This window comes from Maricaulis maris (genome assembly GCF_036322705.1).
GTDB lineage: Bacteria > Pseudomonadota > Alphaproteobacteria > Caulobacterales > Maricaulaceae > Maricaulis > Maricaulis maris_B.
Map to the genome: position 1 here is coordinate 2,547,560 of NZ_AP027270.1, position 15,396 is coordinate 2,562,955.

The following is a 15,396-nucleotide window of genomic DNA, read 5'->3' on the forward strand; positions in this document are numbered from 1 at the left end:
AAAAGAAGGACCTGATGGTCATGACGCAATTTGCTGCGGACAAACCCTATGTCGTGAAAGACATGTCGCTGGCCAAATGGGGCCGGATCGAATTCGACATGGCCGAGATTGAGATGCCGGGCCTGATGGCCTTGCGCGAAGAATACAAGGACGCGCAGCCGCTCAAGGGCGCGCGCATTGCCGGCTCGCTGCACATGACCGTGCAGACGGCGATCCTGATCGAGACGCTGACCGCTCTGGGTGCTGAAGTGCGGTGGGCCTCGTGCAACATCTTCTCGACCCAGGACCACGCCGCCGCCGCGATTGCCGAGACCGGCGTGCCGGTCTTCGCGACCAAGGGTGAGACGCTTGAGGAATACTGGGACTATGCCGACGCCATCTTCCATTGGCCGAACGGCGAAACCGCCAACATGATCCTCGATGATGGTGGCGACGCGACCATGTATCTGATCCTCGGCGAAAAGGCGGAGGCCGATCCGTCCATCCTCAATCACCCGAAGTCGGAAGAGGAAACCTTCCTCTTCGCCCAGATCAGGAAGCGCATTGCTGCCTCCCCGGGCTGGTTCGCCAAGGCAAAGGCCGCGATCAAGGGTGTATCGGAAGAAACCACCACCGGCGTGATGCGTCTCTACCAGATGCACAAGCGCGGCGAGCTGCCCTTCCCGGCGATCAATGTGAATGACAGCGTCACCAAGTCGAAATTCGACAATCGCTATGGCTGCCGCGAAAGCCTCGTCGACGCGATCCGTCGCGGCACCGATGTGATGATGGCCGGCAAGAAGGCCGTCGTCTGCGGTTATGGCGATGTGGGCAAGGGCTCCGCCGAATCGCTCGCGGGCGCCGGCGCCCGCGTCTATGTCACCGAGATCGACCCGATCTGCGCCCTGCAGGCCTGCATGGATGGCTTCGAGGTCGTCCGCCTGAATGACGTGGTCGGCGACATGGACATCTTCGTCACCGCGACCGGCAACAAGGACATCATCACCGTCGACCACATGCGCGTGATGAAGGACATGGCGATCGTCTGCAATATCGGCCACTTCGACAACGAGATTCAGGTCGAGAGCCTGAAGAATTTCAAGTGGACCAATGTGAAGCCGCAGGTCGACCTGGTCGAATTCCCGGAAGGCAACCGCATCGTTCTGCTGTCGGAAGGCCGCCTGGTGAACCTCGGCAATGCCACCGGCCACCCGAGCTTCGTGATGTCTGCCAGCTTCACCAACCAGACGCTGGCCCAGATCGAACTCTGGACCAAGGGCGAGAACTATTCGAACGAGGTCTACATCCTGCCCAAGCACCTCGACGAAAAGGTCGCCGCACTGCACCTCGACAAGCTCGATGCCAAGCTGACCGTGCTTTCGGAAGACCAGGCCGATTATATCGGCATCCCGCAAGCCGGCCCGTTCAAGGCCGAGCATTACCGCTACTAGGCCAGCGACCAGGCCAGCGCCGAGGCCTGTCCGGCATGCACAGCAAACGCCCCGGTTCCACGAGCCGGGGCGTTTTTGGTCCGGCTATTCGGTAATCGGCAGGCAGTTGCAGGCGGCTGCGGACGTCCAGTCCAGCCGGATCCAGCAAAGCGCCGTCTCGCGATCATGAAATTGCCCGACCTTCCGGCCGAGCGAGTGGGCGACGGTGGCCACGATCATCGACACGGTCTCCTGGTCCTCGGCGCGACCAACGAAGCCGAGCTTGGTGCCGGGAAGAAGGTCATCGACAAGGCCCTGGACGTTATCGATGATTTCAACCGGCGGCGCCTCGATCGAGGCGTCTGTAATGTCGATAATGGCGCCGCGCACGGAATTGGCATTCGCCACCGCCTTCAACTCGAGACGGGATGCCCTGATTTCATCACCGCTGACGACGCCGATATGGATCAGGCAGGCTGCATGATTGGCGGGAACATGTGTGACGGTGAAAGTCATTGCGTGCCGGCTTGCTCCCCTGATCAGGCTCGTTCATCCCGAAAATCGTACACTTCAGCATCCGTGACCAGCCCATCCAATGGCTCATCATGAGCTTGGGCGGGAAGCTCGGCAACCATTTGACAATCGAAAGCCAGACCGATCGCGAGGATGGGGCCGGTCGCACGCAGAGCGGCCAGCGTGTAGTCATAATACCCTTTGCCGAAGCCAAGCCGGTTACCGGCCCGGTCGCAAGCAAGCAGCGGAACCAGGACCAGACCCGGGTGACACTCCGGCTGGCTTGAAAGCGGCTCGAAGACGCCCATGCCGCGCCGCTCCAGCGCGTCACCCTTCCGGTAGGCGCGGAATGTCAGCGGACGCCCCGGCCCCTCGACCACGGGAAGACACAGCCGGGCTCCACCGGTGACAAGACGCTCCATGAGCGGGCGGGGGTCGATTTCGCCGGCAAGCGGCCAGTAGCCGGCCACGACGCCACCGGGTGACGGCAGCCAATGGTCCGGAAATCGGGAGGCGAGCGCCCGCCCCGCATCCGGCGATACCAAGCCGGCTTCACGACGCCGCTCCAGCATGCGGGACCGCAGCGCGGGCTTGTCCGTGGAAATCATGTGGCGGCTCCACTCGCGCCGTTAGAGCGTGTATATCCCCACAAACCCGACTGTTCAGGTGGGCACCACTTGAACGGGACCAGGGTCCCAGACAGAGGCAGTTCCCTCGTGGAGGTGTACGGTCCGCAGGATAAACGCTCCAGTCGAACGCAGCAGATAACCGCCACCCCCTATGTGGGGCCGAATGGGCCGAAGCTCAAGCGTCGGCTTCGGCAAGTGCGTCATTCTGCGCAGACAGGATTTCATCGTCATCCGCATCGAGCTCACCGGTTTCCATCGCCCCGGCGAAACGCTCCATCCGGGCAGCCAGCCGGTTGAGCTGGTCGGTCAGACGCGTGCGGGCTTCGGCATGCAGGCTGGCGGCGCCGTGATTTTCGTGCCGCAGGCGTTGCAACTGGCCCTCGAGGCTCTCGATGCGACCGTCGGACTCCCGCAAATCGTCGACAAGAATGAGCGACGCCATCAGCAATAGCCGCAAATCACCGATCTGGCCGACCTGGCCCGAAATTTCCGAGACGCGCTTGTCGAGGCTTGCCGCGAGCTCGCGAAGATAAGCTTCCTGACCCTCTTCGCAACCGATGGTGAAGTCCCGACCATTGAGAGTGACGGTCACGCGCGACATCGGCTCAGTCCTCCCCACGGAGAAGATCACGGAGTTCGGTTATCGCGCCATCCAGCGCGTCTGACGCAAACTGTGCCGCCTCCTGCAAAGCGGCCTCGCGACCGCGCGCCTCGTCCAGCGCTTCGGCGAGGTGGGCGCGATCAACATCGGCGTCCCGTGCTTCGATCGCGGCAAGCTCGGCCCGCTTTACCCGCGACCGCATGGACCGCGCTGCACCCTCCACGCGCGTCATGGCGCCGTCCAGCCGTGCGATCACAGCCTCCAGGGCATCTTCAGGCATATCCGGACGCACGTTCATGCGCTGAGAATCAACTGTGTCGCGGCAAAGTTCAAGTTCTTGATCAACTTCATCCCCTGCGGCATTGAGTTCATATCCCTTCATGGCGGTGAAAAGGGGCCAAATCGAGGTGCCGCGGCCGGTCGGCCTGCCGCCGGGCATCATTTGACGCTTGTGTCCTGACAGTCCACAAGGTCAAAGCTTTACAGCGCTCGAACCAAAGGCGATTTCGACAGATGCTTTCCCTTCCCGACTGGGCATTCTACCCGATCGCGACCGCAGCGGCTGCCGCCATGATTGCCGCGGCCATGAGCTTTGGGGACACCGATCACCGCACACCGGAGGAGATTCGCGCTGAGGGCCTGATCTATGAGGGCGAACGCCTGGCGGGGATGACACTGGGAAATGGTCTCACTATCGAATTCCTCACTGAGGACGGCTCGCAGTTTGCCCGCATTGCCGCAGCCCGCGGTCCCTTGGACGGCCTCCAGTCGGCGGGTGCGTTTTTCACGCTGTCACCAGACGAGATCGAAGCGTTTCAGGGGCACCGCCTGCGAGTGACTTACACACTCCGGGCAACCCCGGACCAGGGGGCTGAACAGACCCTCCTCAATGTCTTCATACCCGGTCGGAGCCAGGCCGATTGGGAGAGCCAAGAAACCAGCGAAAACTATGAGAGCCTGACGATCGAACTCTTGCCCGCGCGCTGCGAACTTGCCTTCGCCTATGTCAGCCTCTGGCCGGACTGGCGCGCACAGCGCAACCGGATCGACCTGCAGCGTGTCGAAATCACCGCGTTGGAACCCCTGCCCTGCGAAAGTTAGGGCTTCTGTCGACTCAGCAGGCGTACTTTCGCCCGCCGTGTCAGCAGGTCGATCGGGTTCCAGTTCATCATGCGGGCAATCGCTGACGGCGGAACCCGTCTCGCCTTCTGAACCTCAGCCCGTGTCAGGAATATATCCCTCCGGCCGGCCAGACCGTCTCCCAGGGCTCGCGCGAAAACACGCCCTTGACCGAAGCGAAGTGACGATAACCAGAGCAGCCCGGTCACCAGAACATGGCCAGGAAGCAGCAACCAGAAAAGCCAGCCCGGGGTGTTCTTGAGGAAGACCCACAGCCGGTTGCGGACACCGTGATAGGTTGCGAATTCCGAACGTCGGCCGGAAGATCCATAGCCAACATGATCGACCGCCGCGCTGGCGAGCTGGATGACCTGATAGCCCTGCAACCGGGCACGGTAGCCAAGGTCGACATCCTCATTGTAACAGAAAAAGCGCTCATCAAACCCGCCCAGGGCTTCATAGACGTCGCGCTTTATGAAGAGCGCCGCGCCGCAGGCTGCGAACACTTCGCCCTCGGGGAGCGACCGGGCAGGTCGCCCATAGCCGGAGCGATAGGCCAAGCCGAGCGCATGGTAACAATCGCCTGTGCCATCCAGTGTATCGAGCTGATTGGCTACAAACTGGGTCGAGCCGAACATCGACGCCGCCGGATAAATCGTGCGGGCGCGGTCCAACTGCTCGATCCAGTCCGGGTGCGGATAGGCGTCAGGGTTCAGCAGCGCGAACCAGGCCCCCTTCGCGAGCGTCGCCAGATAATTGTTTCCACCGGCGAAACCAAGATTCTCGTCACTCTCCACCAGACGGACGCCCTCTGGCATATCGGCGGCCCGCACCCGCTGACCGTCGGGAGATCCGTTTTCCAGGACAATGATCTCACGTGGTGCGAGGCTTTGCGCCGTCAGCGCTGCGAGACAGCCTGCAAGAGTGTCGACGCTCTTGTATGAGACAATGAGAACGGAGATGTCAGCGGTTTGAGGCACGCGATTTCCCGGCTTCGATTGAGACGTGCTGCGTTGCAGCGCCTTTCATTTCCAGCAATAGCGGGTAGCATGCTTCCCGTCCGCCGCGAACTGCTCGCGCACGTCCCATCATCATGACGACACCCCGTGCGGATGTCCGAAGCAGGCTTTCACGGGCAGATATGGCGCTGAGCGCGTTCTCCGGGCATGACAGCGAATGAGTGAGGGCGTGGGGCAAAACGCATGAGCACAATCCTGATTGATGCGGGACTGGTCCTGGGGCTGGGCGCGATCCTGTTGTCCGGTCGCCTGTCGACCGCCCGCGCCTTTGCGCTGTTTGCGGCCGCGACCATACTCACCGGGCGTATCGCCTTCGACGATGCCCTGGACCGCCTCACCACTCCGGCCATCCTGGCCGTGACCAGCCTCGTGATCATTGCATCGGCGCTGGCCAAACTGCCGGGTCTGAGCCGGACGGTGTTCGGCCGACCGGGGCGGGCGCCCCGCGTGACGCTGGCGCGCTTCCTCGGCTCGGCCGCGCTGGCCTCCTCGGTCACGCCCAACACTGCTGTTGTCGCAGCTCTCCTTGGGTCCGCTGCGCGCCGACCAGACATCTCGCCTCACCTCCTCCTGCTGCCACTGTCCTACATGGCCCTCGCCGGTGGCATGCTGACACCCTTTGGCACTTCGGCCAGCCTCATGGTGACGGGCGAGGCGGCACAATTCGGGGTCGATCTCTCGGTCTTTGACTTCGCCCTGCCCGGTGCCGCGGTCGCGATTGCCGTGTTCATAGTCCTCGTCGTGACGGCGCCTGTCATCCTGAAGGACCGCAAGACGCAAGAGACCGACACCAGCGGCATCTTCCATGTTGAAGCCCGGATCGATGACGACTCCCCGCTGAACGGCCGCAGCGTCGCCGCTGCCCATTATCACCCTTTTGTATCTGTGACCTGGATCTGACCCATGCCGAATCTCGACGACAAGAATGCAATAGCCTTCGAATTTGCCCGCATATGCTCACTCGCTGCGGTCAAGATCATGGAAATCTATGAGAGTGATTTCGAAGCACGGGGTAAGGACGACAAGTCCCCGGTAACGGACGCGGACGAACTGGCCGAGAAAATCATCCTTGCAGAACTCGAGGCCGCCCTGCCCGGCATTCCTGTCCTCGCAGAAGAGAGTTTTGCTGCCGGTTTCCGCCCCAAAACCGATGGCGCCTTCATCCTCGTTGACCCTGTCGACGGCACCAAGGAATTCATCAACAAGAATGGCGAGTTCACAGTCAATATCGCGCTAATCGAAAATCGGGCGCCGACGGCGGGTTGCGTTTTCGCCCCGGCTCGCGAGCGAATCTTTGTCGGTGGAACGCACGCCTGGGCCGGCGCGCTGAAAGCCGGCGCACCGGTATCGGCCGACTCGCTTGATATGATCACGACACGCGACCGGCCTGCCGGGGGCATGACAGCCGTGATGAGCCGCTCGCACGCGGACGAAAAGACACGAGCCTTTGCCAACGCCCAAGGCGTGACGGAAACGGTTTCTGCGGGCTCGTCACTGAAATTCTGCCTGATCGCCGAAGGAACTGCGGACGTCTATCCACGCTTCGGGCCGACCAAGGAGTGGGACACCGGCGCGGGTCACGCGGTTCTCAACGCCGCCGGCGGCGCGGTTCTGACACCGGACGGAGCGCCCTTCATCTACGCCAAGGAAGCCGTCGAATACCTCAATGGGGCATTCGTCGCCTGGGGCCGTATAGCTGGGGCCGTATAGACTAACCCCATCTCGTGACGGCGGCGCCCGGCCGGCGCCGCCCTCGCCGAAACCTAACCCAGACGTCCCATGCGTTTGAGCTCGGCGATCACCTTGTCGGCAGCATCCTCGGCGCTCAGATCGGCTGTCTTGATATGCAGCTCCGGCATCTCGGGCACTTCATAGGGGCTGTCGAAACCCGTGAAGTTCTTGATCTCACCCGCCTGGGCTTTCTTGTAGAGGCCCTTGGGATCCCGCTCGATACAGACCTCAAGCGGCGCGTCGATGAAGACCTCAATGAACTCGCCATCCTCGACCAGCTCGCGCACCATTCGGCGTTCCGAACGGAAGGGCGAAATGAAGGAACACGTCACAATCAGGCCTGAATCGACAAACAGCTTCCCGACTTCACCGATGCGACGGACATTCTCAACTCGGTCCTCGTCAGTGAAGCCGAGATCCCGGTTCAAGCCGTGACGGATATTGTCACCATCCAGGGAATAGGTGTGGTGGCCTGCTTGCGACAGCTTGCGCTCAACCAGGTTGGCGACTGTCGATTTGCCAGCACCGGAAAGGCCGGTGAACCACAGGATGGCCGGCTTCTGCCCCTTGATCTGGGCCCGCGCTTCTTTCGTCACATCCATGGCGTGATGGTGGATGTTGGACGCCCGGCGCAGGCCGAACTCGATCATGCCGGCACCGACCGTCTGGTTGGTGAAGCGGTCGATCAGGATGAAGGCGCCCATGTCCCGGATCTGGTGATAGGGATCGAAGGTGATCGGGCGGGCGGTCGACATGTTGCAAAAGCCGATCCCGTTCATCTCGAGCTTGCGGCTCGGCTTCTTCTCATAGGTATTGACATCGACCCGGTGCTTGAGTGCCGACACGGTTGCCGGTGTCGTCGCAGTCCCGATCTTGAGCAGGTAGGAGCGGCCGGGCAGCAGGTCTTCCTCGGACATCCAGAGCAGCTTGGCAGCAAACTGATCAGTGACTTCAGGCCGCGCTTCGGCCGCCGCGATGATGTCGCCGCGCGAAATATCGATCTCATGATTGAGCACCAGCGTCACCGCGTCGCCGGCGACCGCCTCGGCCAAGTCACCGTCAGCGGTCACGATCCGCTCAACATTGGCAGCCTGTCCCGACTGCGCCACGACGATGGCATCGCCCGGCTTTACGGCGCCGGCAACGATGGTTCCGGAGTAACCACGGAAATTCAGATTGGGGCGATTGACCCACTGAACCGGCATGCGGAACGGCTCGTTCTGGATCTCGCTGTTGATGTCGAGGCTTTCGAGATGTTCGATCAGAGTCGGCCCGGTATACCATTTCGTGTCATCACTACGCTTGGTGACATTGCCACCATAGCGCGCAGACATCGGTATCGGGGTGATCGTCTCGAAACCCAGATCGTCAGCGCTCTTGAGATAACTCGCCACGATCTCGTGGAAGCGTCCGCGCGAATGGTCGACCAGGTCCATCTTGTTCACAGCCAGCACGATGTGGCGGATTCCCATCATGCGCGCGATATAGGTGTGACGCAGGGTCTGAACTAGGACACCCTTGCGGGCGTCAATCATCATGACGGCGACGTCAGCCGTTGAGGCGCCGGTCGCCATGTTGCGGGTGTATTGCTCATGGCCGGGCGTGTCGGCGACGACGAATTTGCGCTTCTCCGTCGCGAAGAACCGATAGGCGACATCAATCGTAATGCCCTGCTCGCGCTCAGCCTCGAGACCATCCAGAAGAAGCGCAAAATCGATCTCATCGCCCGCCGTGCCGTGCTTGCGGCTATCGCGCTCGAGCACATTGATCTGATCCTCGAACAACAGCTTGCTGTCATAGAGAAGGCGTCCGATGAGGGTCGACTTGCCGTCATCGACGGAACCGCAGGTCAGGAAGCGCAAAACACCCTGTCCGCCGGACTGGGTCAGCCGATCCATGACATTCGCGCGCGCATCTTGAGTATCCATCAGAAGTAACCCTCGCGCTTCTTCTTCTCCATCGACCCGGCCTCGTCATGGTCGATCAAGCGACCCGACCGCTCGGAAGTCCGTGCTGTCAGCATTTCCAGGACAATCTCTTCGAGCGTCTGGGCACTCGACTCGATCGCCCCGGTCAGCGGATAGCAGCCCAGGGTCCGGAAGCGCACGAGCTTGAGGTCCGGCGTCTCGCCTTCCTTGAGCGGCAGGCGCTCGTCATCGACCATGATGAGCTGGCCATCGCGCTCGACTACCGGCCGGTGGGCCGCGTAGTACAGCGGCACGATCGGGATATCCTCCTCGAGGATGTACTGCCAGATATCCAGCTCGGTCCAGTTGGACAGCGGAAAGACCCGGATCGACTCGCCTTGCTTGATCTTGGTGTTGTAGGTGTGCCAGAGCTCGGGCCGCTGGTTCTTCGGGTCCCAGCCGTGATTGGTGTCACGGAAGGAGAAGATGCGCTCCTTGGCGCGTGACTTCTCCTCGTCGCGACGCGCGCCACCAAAGGCCGCATCATACTTGTGACGGGTCATCGCGCTGCGCAGGGCCTCGGTCTTCATGACCTGGGTGTGAAGCTGGGAGCCATGATCGAACGGATTGATGCCCCACGCCCGACCCTCCTCGTTGATCTCGACGCGGACCTCCAGGCCAAGCTCCTTCGCGATCGCGTCGCGGAAGGTGATCATGTCCTTGAACTTGAACGTGGAGTCGACGTGCTGCAGCGGGAAAGGCGGACGCGACGGGTAGAAGGCCTTCAGCGCCAGGTGAAGCATGACCGCGCTGTCCTTGCCGATCGAGTAGAGCATGACCGGGTTGGAAAACTCGGCGACCACTTCCCGCATGATATGCATGCTCTCGGACTCGAGCGCCTTGAGATGGGCAGAGAGCGGGCGTTGGCGCGTCTTGGCCGAATTGAAACGCTCAGCATAAGCGCGCACCGTTTTCCCGATGTCAGCCATTTTGCCCCCCGATCAAGGTAAGATTTTAGTGCCACGCGTGCGGCACATCGCCCATTCAGGAGGCGATGTAGGACAAGCTGTCACAAATTACCACCCAGGAAGCCCGGGCGGTCGCCATCGCGGCATCCGCACAGAAGCCAACAGCCTACGAACGAAATCCGGTCACGGCGGCGACAACACGTTCGATGTCGGCCTGCGGCATGTCCGGATGCATCGGCAATGACACGACACGGTTCGCCGCAGCTTCTGTCGCCGGCAGGCCGCCAGGCGCACGCGGATAGCCGGCATACGGCTCATGCATGTGAAGCGGGATGGGGTAGTAGATCGCTGTCGGTACGCCTTGTTCGGCGAGGTGCGCGCGAAATGCGTCGCGATCCTCCACCTCGACCGTGTATTGCGCCCAGGTTGACTGCGCACCCGCGATGATGTGCGGAAGCTTCACGGCATTGCCAAAACCAGCCGCATAGGCGTCCGCCACCCGCTGCCGCATCTCGATCTCCTCGCGAAACACTTCAAGCTTCGCGAGCAGGATCGCGGCCTGAATTGTATCCAGACGGGAGTTGAGCCCAATCCGGGCATACTCGTAGCGGGCCTTGCCTTCACCGTGGACGCGAACCGATTTCATGGCGTCGTAGAGCGCATCATCCTTGCACAGGATCGCGCCGCCATCGCCATATGCGCCAAGCGGCTTGGCGGGGTAAAAGCTGACGGTCAGGACATCGGCCCAATGCAGAGACGCCTTGTCACCCAGCGTACAGCCAAAACCCTGAGCACAGTCAGAGACGAGCTTCAATCCGTGCTTGCGCGCGACCGGTTCGAGGCGCGGATAGTCTGCGGGCTGACCGAAAAGATCGACGGCGATGACCGCTTTCGGGTTCAGCGCGCCTTCGGCTTTGACGGCATCGATTGCGGCTTCCAGGCTTTCCGGCGACATGTTGTAGGTATCGGGGTCGATATCGACAAAGACGGGTGACGCGCCCGCCAGCACCACGACCTCCGCCGTCGAGGCGAATGTGAAACTCGGCACAAAAACCGCATCCCCCGGCCCGATCCCCCAGGCCATCAGAGGAATCAGGATCGCGTCCGTCCCGTTGGCGCAGGAGAGGGTTCGCCCGATGCCGGCAAACTCGGATAATTTTTCTTCCAGCTCGGCCACTTCCGGCCCGAGAATGTAACGTCCCTCGTCCAGAACCTTGGCGACAGCCGCGTCAGTCCGTTCCTTGATTCGCGCCCGCTGGGCCAGAAGGTCGATGAAGGGGATCATGTCAGCCATGGCGAGAATGCATCCTTGCTGCGTCGGGGCCCATACCCCGGATCATCATGCGCATTCTTCGCCTATAAAGGGCAGTACCGACCCGCCAAAGTCACGAAACATTTCGTTATTCGACCGTCACGGACTTGGCGAGATTGCGCGGTTGGTCCACATCGGTGCCCTTGTGAACAGCCACATAGTAGGCGAGCAGCTGCACGGCTGTCGCCGCGACGATCGGGGCAGCCATGCCCTGCACATCCGGCAGTTTCAGAATGGCGCTGACCTCCCCCTCGAGTTCAGCCGCACCCGCATTGTCTGTGATGGCGATGACTCGCGCGCCACGGGCACGCACTTCCTGGATCGATGAGCGCGTCTTGGCGAACAGGGCGTCATGAGGCGCGATAACGACAACCGCAACATCCTCCTCGATCAACGCGATCGGGCCATGCTTGAGCTCACCAGCGGCGTAGCCTTCGGCGTGGATATAGCTGATTTCCTTAAGTTTCAGCGCGCCTTCAAGGGCCAACGGGAAGAACGCGTTGCGTCCGAGGTAGAGGACGATGGATGCGTTGGCGAGCTCGGTGGCGAGCGCGTCAACTTCCTGGTCGATCTTGAGCGCTGCGCCCATGAGGCTGGGGATCGCCAGCAAGTTGGCGACATGGCCTGACTGGGCCTCACTATCCAGACAGCCACGCTGGTGTCCCGCCAACACGGCTAGTGCCGCCAAGGCTGCCAACTGACACGTGAAGGCCTTCGTGGACGCCACACCGATTTCTGGCCCGGCGAGCGTCGGCGCGACGATATCCGCTTCCCGCGCCATGGCTGAATGCGGCGAGTTCACCAATGCGATCGTCGTAACGCCGGCCGCCTTGCAGAGCCGCAGCGCCTCCAAGGTGTCAGCGGTTTCGCCAGACTGCGAAATGAACAATGCAGCATCGCCTTTGAGAAAAGCCGGGTTGCGATAGCGAAATTCTGAAGCAATATCGACTTTGACCGGGAGCCCCGATAGGGCTTCGAACCAGTATTCCGCGATCTGTCCGGCGTAGGAGGCCGTGCCACAACCGACGATCAACAAGCGTGTGATCGCGCGAAAATCGACACCGTCACGAGCTCGAATGCAGCCTGAAGCCGCGTCCAGATAGGCCGCCAATGTCCGACCGACCACTTCCGGTTGCTCGTAAATTTCCTTCTGCATGAAATGACGATGGTTGCCTTTTTCCGCTTGAGCCATCGAGGCTGGCGCGGGCACGGCGTGACGGACGACTGGCAAACCGTCCAAGCCGTAGACCTCAATTCCGGATGGTCGCACAAGAACGCTATCACCCTCTTCCAGATAGATAACTGACGTGGCCTCTCCGGTAATCGCCATTATGTCCGATGCCAGGAAGCCAGCGCCCTTGCCACTTGCCGCGACAAGCGGTGCCCCACGGCGCGCACCAAGAACAAGGTCCGGCTCGCCTTCGATAATGGCCGCCAGGGCGAATGCGCCTTCCAAGCGGGACAAAACATTCAACAAGGCTACTTTTGGATCCGACACAAGATCCAGTTCTCGATCAAGGAGGTGTGCAACGACTTCTGTATCGGTCTCACTGGAGAATGACCGGCCTTCAGCAAGCAATTCCTTCCTGAGCGGGCTGAAATTCTCTATTATGCCATTATGAACAAGGCAGACGCGGCCGGCTCGGTGCGGATGGGCATTCGCCTCAGTGGGAGCGCCATGAGTCGCCCAGCGCGTATGCGCGATTCCCGAGGTCCCACAAAACGGTGTGGATATCGCGGCTTCAAGAGCTGCCACCTTGCCCGCTGCTCGAGCACGTCGAATCGCGCCATCGGGCTCGTGAACAGCGATCCCCGCCGAATCATAACCTCGATACTCCAATTGCTTTAATCCCCTCAGGAGGATAAGCGCCGCATCGATAGAGCCTGATACGCAAACAATTCCACACATAAATTCGCCATTCCTGAATATGCTGAAGGGGAACTTCGACCGATAACTTGAGTGACACTTAAACTTCGACTCCCCAACGCTTTCAAGGGACAGTTACTGTTTCTTGGCTGCTCCTTGCTTGGGACTCTGAAGCGCACCGAGTTGTCTAGGCTCAAAACCCAATCAGTCTATTGATAGGGTGCTGCAAATCATGATTCCAATGGCTTGAGGCTTTTGGAGGATGTTGGATGGCGCGCCTGTTTTGGCTGAGCGATGCGCAATGGGCGCTGATTGAACCGCATGTCCCGAGCAACCAGCCTGGCGCGCGGCGTGTCGATGACCGGCGTGTGATCTCGGGCATCCTCCATGTCCTGAAACCGGGCTGCCGATGGTGTGATTGCCCGGCGGAATACGGTCCCTCGACGACGATCTACAACCGGTTCAATCGCTGGTCCCGCCGGCGCCTCTGGACCGATCTCGTGGAGGCTCTGGCGGTGTCCGGGGCGGTCACGAAATCGACCTCCATCGACAGCACTTACGTCAAGGCGCACCGCTCGGCCCACGGCGGAAAAGGGGGGCGAAAACTCAGGCGATCGGCCCTTCGCGCGGCGGACAGACGACCAAGGTCCACGCCCTCACAGACACGCTCGGGCGGCCCTACGCCTTCGAACTGACGCCCGGCAATGTGGCGGACGTGAAAGCGGCGGGTCTCTTGCTGCACCGCGCCGCAGGCGCACGCTATCTCATCGCCGACAAGGGCTATGACGCCAACGCGATCCGCAAGAGCCTGCGCCAGGCGGGAAAGGTCCCCGTCATCCCGGGCCGCTCCAATCGCAAGCGCAAGATCGTCTATGACAAGGCCAGATACCGTGACCGCCACCTCGTCGAAAACGCCTTCTGCCGCATCAAGGACTTCAGGCGTGTCGCCACCCGATATGACAAACTCGCCAGAAACTTCCTCTTTGAACCGCCCCGGGTTTCCTGGAGGCTCCAACCTGTGAGAAGGAGGAGCCATCATGGAACGACATACGACACGATATCCGGCGGAGGTTCGCGAGCGGGCTGTCCGGCTGGTTCTGGATCATCAGAGCGATCATGCTTCGCAATGGGAAGCGATTGGCTCGGTGGCGGCGAAGATCGGATGCACGGCGGAGACGCTGCGCCGTTGGGTCCGGCAGGCTGAACGCGACAGCGGGGCTCGGCCCGGGGTGACGAGCGAGGATCGCGACAAGATCCGCGCGCTCGAGCGGGAGAACCGCGAGCTGCGTCAGGCCAACGAGATATTGCGCAAGGCCAGCGCTTATTTTGCCCAGGCGGAGCTCGACCGCCGGTTCAGGCCATGATCGCCTTCATCGACGATCATCGCGAGGTGCACGGCGTCGAGCCGATCTGCAAGGTATTGCCGATCGCCCCGTCCACCTATCGCGAGCACGTCGCCCGGCGGCGCGATCCGGACAGACGCCCGGCACGGGCCAGGCGCGACGCGGCCTTGAAAGTGGAGGTCCGGCGCGTGTTCGAGGAGAACTTCGCGGTGTACGGCGTGCGCAAGGTCTGGCGTCAGCTGCGGCGCGAAGGCTTCGACGTGGCGCGCTGCACGGTGGAGCGGCTGATGCGTGAGATGGGGTTGGCTGGCGCCATCCGCGGCAAGCCGGTAAAGACCACCAGGAGTGACAAGAGCGCGCCGTGCCCGCTTGACCGGGTGAACCGCCAGTTCCAGCCATCCGCGCCGAACCGGCTATGGGTATCGGACTTCACCTATGTCGCCACCTGGACCGGCTTTGTCTACGTGGCGTTTGTCATCGACGCCTACGCCCGGCGTATCGTGGGCTGGCGCGTCAGCCGCTCGGCCCATGCCGCCTTCGTTCTGGACGCCCTTGAGCAGGCGTTGCATCAGCGCCGCCCGATGTCCGGCGGCGGGCTCGTCCATCATTCCGATCGCGGCAGCCAGTACGTTTCGATCAAGTACACCGAACGGCTCGCCGAGGCTGGCGTCGAGCCTTCCGTGGGCAGCGTGGGCGACAGCTACGACAACGCCTTGGCCGAGACGATCAACGGGCTCTACAAGGCCGAGGTTATCCACCGAAGGGGCCCGTGGCGTTCGCTGGAAGCGGTCGAATACGCCACCCTGGAATGGGTCCACTGGTTCAATAACCGCCGCATACTCGAGCCGATCGGCAACATCCCGCCGGCCGAGGCCGAAGAGCGCTACTACGAAAACCTGGATCAAACCGGCATAGCCGCGTAACACTCAAACCAAACAGCCTCCGGGAAATCCGGGGCGGTTCACTTTGCCGTCGCAC

The 15,396-nt window shown here is 61.6% G+C and carries 14 protein-coding genes, 1 other RNA gene, 1 pseudogene and 1 other annotated feature; of the genes and pseudogenes, 6 read left to right on the forward strand and 10 right to left on the reverse strand.

Annotation, left to right across the window (positions count from 1 at the left end; translation table 11 throughout):
* Nucleotides 1-20 precede the first annotated feature (20 nt).
* Complete coding sequence (gene ahcY, locus AAA969_RS12115) at nucleotides 21-1,430, forward strand: adenosylhomocysteinase (RefSeq protein ID WP_338247248.1); 1,410 nt, start codon at nucleotides 21-23, stop codon at nucleotides 1,428-1,430.
* Nucleotides 1,431-1,514: 84 nt separating this feature from the next.
* Here ahcY and AAA969_RS12120 read toward each other — a convergent pair whose 3' ends face one another.
* The 5 genes from AAA969_RS12120 to AAA969_RS12140 form a co-directional block, all read right to left on the reverse strand.
* Nucleotides 1,515-1,925 carry a hypothetical protein gene (locus AAA969_RS12120; protein WP_338246319.1) on the reverse strand — a complete coding sequence of 137 codons (411 nt, stop codon included), beginning with the start codon at nucleotides 1,923-1,925 and terminating at the stop codon, nucleotides 1,515-1,517.
* Nucleotides 1,926-1,948: 23 nt separating this feature from the next.
* Nucleotides 1,949-2,530: a 5-formyltetrahydrofolate cyclo-ligase gene (locus tag AAA969_RS12125; RefSeq protein ID WP_338246320.1), complete on the reverse strand. Its 582-nt coding sequence runs from the start codon at nucleotides 2,528-2,530 to the stop codon at nucleotides 1,949-1,951.
* 2 nt (nucleotides 2,531-2,532) lie between these two features.
* Nucleotides 2,533-2,692: non-coding RNA, 6S RNA (gene ssrS, locus AAA969_RS12130), on the reverse strand.
* A gap of 34 nt (nucleotides 2,693-2,726) precedes the next feature.
* Entirely contained in the window at nucleotides 2,727-3,152 is a 426-nt protein-coding gene (locus AAA969_RS12135) for a cell division protein ZapA (RefSeq protein ID WP_338246321.1), read from the reverse strand.
* A gap of 4 nt (nucleotides 3,153-3,156) precedes the next feature.
* Nucleotides 3,157-3,594 carry a DUF4164 family protein gene (locus AAA969_RS12140; protein WP_338246322.1) on the reverse strand — a complete coding sequence of 146 codons (438 nt, stop codon included), beginning with the start codon at nucleotides 3,592-3,594 and terminating at the stop codon, nucleotides 3,157-3,159.
* A gap of 71 nt (nucleotides 3,595-3,665) precedes the next feature.
* On the opposite strand from AAA969_RS12140, the gene AAA969_RS12145 reads away from it, so the two are divergent.
* A complete protein-coding gene (locus AAA969_RS12145; protein WP_338246323.1) occupies nucleotides 3,666-4,253 on the forward strand; it encodes a hypothetical protein in 588 nt (195 codons plus the stop codon).
* Here the strand turns inward: AAA969_RS12145 and AAA969_RS12150 are convergent.
* Nucleotides 4,250-5,251, reverse strand: coding sequence for a glycosyltransferase family 2 protein (locus AAA969_RS12150; protein ID WP_338246324.1), 1,002 nt, complete (start codon nucleotides 5,249-5,251; stop codon nucleotides 4,250-4,252). The two genes, AAA969_RS12145 and AAA969_RS12150, sit on opposite strands and share 4 nt — an antisense overlap.
* Before the next feature lie 222 nt (nucleotides 5,252-5,473).
* Here AAA969_RS12150 and AAA969_RS12155 point away from each other — a divergent pair, with 222 nt between their 5' ends.
* Both AAA969_RS12155 and cysQ read left to right on the forward strand, forming a co-directional pair.
* Entirely contained in the window at nucleotides 5,474-6,190 is a 717-nt protein-coding gene (locus AAA969_RS12155) for an SLC13 family permease (RefSeq protein ID WP_338246325.1), read from the forward strand.
* Nucleotides 6,191-6,193: 3 nt separating this feature from the next.
* Nucleotides 6,194-7,000 (forward strand): 3'(2'),5'-bisphosphate nucleotidase CysQ, encoded by an 807-nt coding sequence (gene cysQ, locus AAA969_RS12160; RefSeq protein ID WP_338246326.1) that lies wholly within the window; start codon nucleotides 6,194-6,196, stop codon nucleotides 6,998-7,000.
* Between the two features lie 53 nt (nucleotides 7,001-7,053).
* On the opposite strand, the gene cysN is transcribed toward cysQ, so the two are convergent.
* The 4 genes from cysN to glmS form a co-directional block, all read right to left on the reverse strand.
* Nucleotides 7,054-8,949 carry a sulfate adenylyltransferase subunit CysN gene (gene cysN / locus AAA969_RS12165; RefSeq protein WP_338246327.1) on the reverse strand — a complete coding sequence of 632 codons (1,896 nt, stop codon included), beginning with the start codon at nucleotides 8,947-8,949 and terminating at the stop codon, nucleotides 7,054-7,056.
* Nucleotides 8,949-9,917: a sulfate adenylyltransferase subunit CysD gene (cysD, locus tag AAA969_RS12170; RefSeq protein WP_338246328.1), complete on the reverse strand. Its 969-nt coding sequence runs from the start codon at nucleotides 9,915-9,917 to the stop codon at nucleotides 8,949-8,951. Before cysD ends, cysN begins: the two co-directional genes overlap by 1 nt.
* 145 nt (nucleotides 9,918-10,062) lie before the next feature.
* On the reverse strand, nucleotides 10,063-11,190 hold the full coding sequence (locus tag AAA969_RS12175; RefSeq protein ID WP_338246329.1) for a DegT/DnrJ/EryC1/StrS family aminotransferase: 1,128 nt from the start codon (nucleotides 11,188-11,190) through the stop codon (nucleotides 10,063-10,065).
* A gap of 106 nt (nucleotides 11,191-11,296) precedes the next feature.
* The gene (gene glmS / locus AAA969_RS12180; RefSeq protein ID WP_338246330.1) at nucleotides 11,297-13,117 is read right to left on the reverse strand and encodes a glutamine--fructose-6-phosphate transaminase (isomerizing); all 1,821 of its coding nucleotides are present in this window, start codon (nucleotides 13,115-13,117) and stop codon (nucleotides 11,297-11,299) included.
* Between the two features lie 227 nt (nucleotides 13,118-13,344).
* Here glmS and AAA969_RS12185 point away from each other — a divergent pair.
* Both AAA969_RS12185 and AAA969_RS12190 read left to right on the forward strand, forming a co-directional pair.
* Nucleotides 13,345-13,997 (forward strand): annotated as a pseudogene (locus tag AAA969_RS12185) (IS5 family transposase); the annotation flags it as partial.
* Nucleotides 13,998-14,112: 115 nt separating this feature from the next.
* A protein-coding gene (locus AAA969_RS12190) for an IS3 family transposase (protein ID WP_338244211.1) occupies nucleotides 14,113-15,341 on the forward strand; the annotation gives its coding sequence in 2 pieces (ribosomal slippage) (nucleotides 14,113-14,401 and nucleotides 14,401-15,341; 1,230 coding nt in all).
* Nucleotides 14,394-14,510 (forward strand) — a sequence feature (AL1L pseudoknot). Its footprint overlaps the gene before it by 117 nt.
* Nucleotides 15,342-15,396: the final 55 nt, after the last annotated feature.

Bases quoted from the DNA above. Each gene is read 5' to 3' on its own strand.
- cysQ (WP_338246326.1), top strand. From the start codon at position 6,194: ATGCCGAATCTCGACGACAAGAATGCAATAGCCTTCGAATTTGCCCGC.
- AAA969_RS12135 (WP_338246321.1), bottom strand. From the start codon at position 3,152: ATGTCGCGCGTGACCGTCACTCTCAATGGTCGGGACTTCACCATCGGT.
- cysN (WP_338246327.1), bottom strand. From the start codon at position 8,949: ATGGATACTCAAGATGCGCGCGCGAATGTCATGGATCGGCTGACCCAG.
- cysD (WP_338246328.1), bottom strand. From the start codon at position 9,917: ATGGCTGACATCGGGAAAACGGTGCGCGCTTATGCTGAGCGTTTCAAT.
- ahcY (WP_338247248.1), top strand. From the start codon at position 21: ATGACGCAATTTGCTGCGGACAAACCCTATGTCGTGAAAGACATGTCG.
- AAA969_RS12125 (WP_338246320.1), bottom strand. From the start codon at position 2,530: ATGATTTCCACGGACAAGCCCGCGCTGCGGTCCCGCATGCTGGAGCGG.
- AAA969_RS12140 (WP_338246322.1), bottom strand. From the start codon at position 3,594: ATGATGCCCGGCGGCAGGCCGACCGGCCGCGGCACCTCGATTTGGCCC.
- AAA969_RS12175 (WP_338246329.1), bottom strand. From the start codon at position 11,190: ATGGCTGACATGATCCCCTTCATCGACCTTCTGGCCCAGCGGGCGCGA.
- AAA969_RS12145 (WP_338246323.1), top strand. From the start codon at position 3,666: ATGCTTTCCCTTCCCGACTGGGCATTCTACCCGATCGCGACCGCAGCG.
- glmS (WP_338246330.1), bottom strand. From the start codon at position 13,117: ATGTGTGGAATTGTTTGCGTATCAGGCTCTATCGATGCGGCGCTTATC.
- AAA969_RS12120 (WP_338246319.1), bottom strand. From the start codon at position 1,925: ATGACTTTCACCGTCACACATGTTCCCGCCAATCATGCAGCCTGCCTG.
- AAA969_RS12155 (WP_338246325.1), top strand. From the start codon at position 5,474: ATGAGCACAATCCTGATTGATGCGGGACTGGTCCTGGGGCTGGGCGCG.